The organism is Actinoplanes sp. NPDC051633 (assembly GCF_040681735.1).
Classification (GTDB): domain Bacteria; phylum Actinomycetota; class Actinomycetes; order Mycobacteriales; family Micromonosporaceae; genus Actinoplanes.
In genome coordinates this window covers 1-3,654 of sequence record NZ_JBFAZH010000798.1, presented here as the reverse complement: position 1 = coordinate 3,654, position 3,654 = coordinate 1, and the positions used below count along the sequence as shown (strand labels likewise).

The window sequence follows — 3,654 nt, the reverse complement described above, 5'->3', positions numbered from 1 at the left end:
TGCTGCGCGGCTGCGGCCTCGACACGCAGATCGTCGTCTGCGGGGGTGGTCAGCCGGCCGTCATCGGCATCCGTCAGGCGCCGCCCGGCGCGCCGACGGTGCTGCTCTACGCCCACCACGACGTGCAGCCGGCCGGCGATCCGGCGCTGTGGACCAGTGACCCGTTCGAGCCGGTCGAGCGTGACGGCCGGCTCTACGGGCGCGGCGCGGCCGACGACAAGGCCGGCGTGATGGCGCACGTGGCGGCGCTGCGCGCCTTCGGCGACGACCTGCCGGTCGGCGTGGTCGTCTTCGCCGAGGGTGAGGAGGAGTACGGGTCGGACTCCCTCGACGAGATCCTCGCCACCTATCGCGAGCAGCTGCGCTCCGACGTCATCGTGATCGCCGACTCCGGCAACTGGGACATCGGCGTGCCGGCCCTCACCACCTCGCTGCGCGGCCTGGTCAACTGCTTCGTCGAGGTGCGGACGCTGCGCAACGCGGTGCACAGCGGCATGTTCGGCGGGCCGGTGCCCGACGCGCTGACCGTGCTGGCCCGGCTCCTGGCGACCCTGCACGACGACGACGGCGAGCCCGCGGTCGACGGACTGATCGGCCGCGAGGGCGCGTCGGTGGACTACCCGGAGGACCGGTTCCGGCGGGAAGCGGGCATGCTCGACGGCGTCCGGATGACCGGCGGCGGCACCATCACCGACCGGATCTGGACCAAGCCGTCGATCTCGGTGCTCGGCATCGACGCGCCGCGCACGCTCGAGGCGGCAAACGCGTTGCAGCCGTCCGCCCGCGCCAAGCTGAGCATCCGCCTGGCGCCGGGCGACGACCCCAAGTCGGCGTACGCGGCGGTCCGCGCCCACCTGGAGAAGTACGTGCCGTGGGGCGCGCACCTCGAGGTGACCCTGGAGGCCGACGGCAACCCGTGCGTCATCAACGCGACCGGCCCGGCCTACGACGCGGCCCGCGCCGCCTTCCGCACCGCGTGGGACGGTGTCGCGCCGGTCGACATGGGCGTCGGCGGGTCAATCCCGTTCATCGCCACCTTCCAGGAGCTGTTCCCCGAGGCGGCAATCCTGGTGACCGGAGTGGAGGATCCGCATTCCGGCGCGCACGCCCCGGACGAGAGCCTGCACCTCGGCGAGTTCGCCCGGGTCTGCCTGGCCGAGGCCCTGCTGCTGCGCAACGTCGGAGAGATCGGCGCCTGACATGCGCTCCTGCGAGGTGCTGGTCGCCGGCGCGGGCCCGACCGGGTTGATGCTGGCCAACTGGCTGACCCGGCTGGGCGTGGACGTGCTGGTGGCCGACGGCAAGGAGGGGCCGACGCGCCAGTCGCGGGCACTCGTGGTGCAGGCGCGCAGCCTCGAGATCTACGACCAGCTCGGCGTGGGCGACGAGGTGATGCGGCAGGCCGGTCGGGCCACCGCGCTGGCGCCCGGTTTCGGGCCGCGGGTGTTCGGCCGCATCCCTCTCGGGGCGGCCGGCGCGGGCCTCACCGCGTATCCATGGATCGAGATTTTGGAACAGAGCCGCAACGAGCGGATTCTCGACCGGCATCTGCGCGAGCTCGGCGGCCAGGTGCGATGGGGTGCGGCCGTCGAGTCGGTGACCGAGGCCGACGGCGGCGTGGAGGCCCGGATCGGCGGCGAGACGGTGCGGGCGCGGTTCTGCGTGGGCGCGGACGGGGCGGCTTCGGTGGTCCGCGAGTCCCGCAAGATCGACTTTGCCGGGGTGACGAACCCGCACCGCTTCTACGTGATCGACGTGAGCGCCGGAGCCGGCCTGGTGGAGAACGCGATCAACGTGCGGCCGGCCGGGCCCGAGTTCCTGCTCGCGTTCCCGATGGCCGGTCGCGGCAACTGGCGGCTGATCGGCCTGGTCGAGGACGCCGACGTGACCGAGGACGACATCCGGCCGCGGCTCAAGCGCAACTTCGCGGTGACCTGGGGCGACAGTCGATGGTTCGCCACCTACCGCGTGCACCACCGGATCGCCGACCGCTTCCGCGACGGGCCGTTCTTCCTGGCCGGCGACGCGGCGCACGTGCATTCGCCGGTCGGCGGCCAGGGCATGAACACCGGCCTGCAGGACGCGCACAACCTGGCCTTCAAGCTGGCCGACGTGCTGCGCGGGCGGGCGACCGACGCCTGGCTCGACCGGTACGAGGTGGAGCGCCGACCGGTCGCCCGCGTCCTGGTGAACACGACGGACCGTCTCTTCGGCCTGGTGACCTCACAGCGGCCGCTGATGCGCCTGGCCCGCACCCTGGTGGTCCCGCTGGCCGCGCCGATCGGGGTGCGAGCGGTGCCGCGGCTGCCCTTCTTCGAGTATGTGTCCCAGATCCGCATCCGCTACCGCACGCCCGGCACTGACGCACGCGATGACGTCGTGGGGCGGCGTCTCCCGTGGACCGGAGACAACTTCGAGGTGCTCAAGTCACTGCAATGGCAGGTCCATGGGTACGGTGCCACGCCGCCGCCCTCTCTCGACCTGCCGTTCCACGGGTTCGCACCGCCGCCCGAAACCTCGCCGCTGCGCCCTGACCTGCTGTATCTCGTGCGTCCCGACGGCTTCGTGGCGGCCGCCGCGCCGCCCTCGACGGCGGCTGCGGAATTCCGGACACGGATGGGTGATCTCGGCTTGCTCGAGTGATCAATCCTGATAGGATTCGAACATGCGTTCGAATGAATTGATCACGCGGCTCCGAGCGGCCGTCAGCGCGCTGGTGGATGTGGACGTCTCCGGGTGGGATGACGTCGCACTCAACGATCATCTGGCCGAGCTGTCCGCCGCGCTGTGCGAGGTGGACGCGGAGCTGAGCCGGGTGGCCGACGCCGTCCGGGCGCGCGGCTTCCGCGTGGTCGAGCCGGTGGCCGCATGAGCCGGCGGCGCCGGCTGCTGTCCTTTCTGTTCCTGCGGCCGCCACCGGTCGGGCTCGAGCTGTCGGGTCTGTTCTTTTTCAGCCCGGCGGCGGATCGGCGGGCCCGCGGTGACCGGCCTTTGGTGAGCGAGCCGCGTTATGGCTCGCGCCGGTGGGGCGACCCGCCGGCCGCTCCTTCGACGGCGGGCTCGTCGGGATCCGAGCCTTCCGTCGCTGCCGCGGCGACCGGGTCTTCCGTCGCTGCCGCCGCGGCCGGGTCTTCCGTCGCTGCCGGGTCCGGGGCGTTTGATCCGGCGGCTACCGGGCCGAAGGGTCTCGCTCCGACCGGGTCGGGTGCCTTTGCTCCGGCGGCTGCCGGGTCGAGGCCGGAGTGGACCTTTGCTCCGGTCGCAGCCGGGTCAGGGTTCGCCCCGGTTGATGTGGCCCCTGCCGGGTCTGAGTTGCCAGTGTCAGAAGCCTTGTTGTTGCCCCGATAGACGCCCGGCCGGCCCAGCCGGGTTGGTGGCGGATGCCGCATGTCCCCGTGGCGCCGTCATGTCCCACCCCATCCCCACTGGGTGGCCGGGTCCGCCCGTCGTCCAGCGGACGGTCCCGGCCACCCACCCTCTGGCTCCGCCCTCCTCCCGGGCGGTGGGCCGGCGGTCCGCTGCCGCCGGCCCTTCAGGGCTGTGCTGCTGCCGGCCGCTGAGCCTTCGGCAAGGGCGGAGAAGCTGTGCCGCTTCCGGCCGCTGAGCCTTCGGCCAGGGCGGAGAACCCGGGCCCCTCCGGGGCTGGCCTCGGCA

Annotated in this window: 3 protein-coding genes; all 3 read left to right on the top strand. The window is 72.6% G+C overall.

Translation table 11 applies throughout. The features are described from left to right. The coding region (locus AB0M20_RS32215) for a dipeptidase (protein WP_364304105.1) at positions 1-1,199 on the top strand (1,199 nt) is incomplete at its 5' end. A 1-nt stretch (position 1,200) separates the two neighbouring features. Next, positions 1,201-2,643, top strand: a complete 1,443-nt coding sequence (locus AB0M20_RS32210) for an FAD-dependent monooxygenase (protein ID WP_364304104.1) — start codon at positions 1,201-1,203, stop codon at positions 2,641-2,643. Between the two features lie 22 nt (positions 2,644-2,665). Next, positions 2,666-2,872, top strand: a complete 207-nt coding sequence (locus AB0M20_RS32205; protein ID WP_364304103.1) for a hypothetical protein — start codon at positions 2,666-2,668, stop codon at positions 2,870-2,872. Positions 2,873-3,654 lie beyond the last annotated feature (782 nt).

Excerpts from the sequence above, each read along its gene's own strand:
- AB0M20_RS32210 (WP_364304104.1), top strand. The coding sequence starts at position 1,201 with ATGCGCTCCTGCGAGGTGCTGGTCGCCGGCGCGGGCCCGACCGGGTTG.
- AB0M20_RS32205 (WP_364304103.1), top strand. The coding sequence starts at position 2,666 with ATGCGTTCGAATGAATTGATCACGCGGCTCCGAGCGGCCGTCAGCGCG.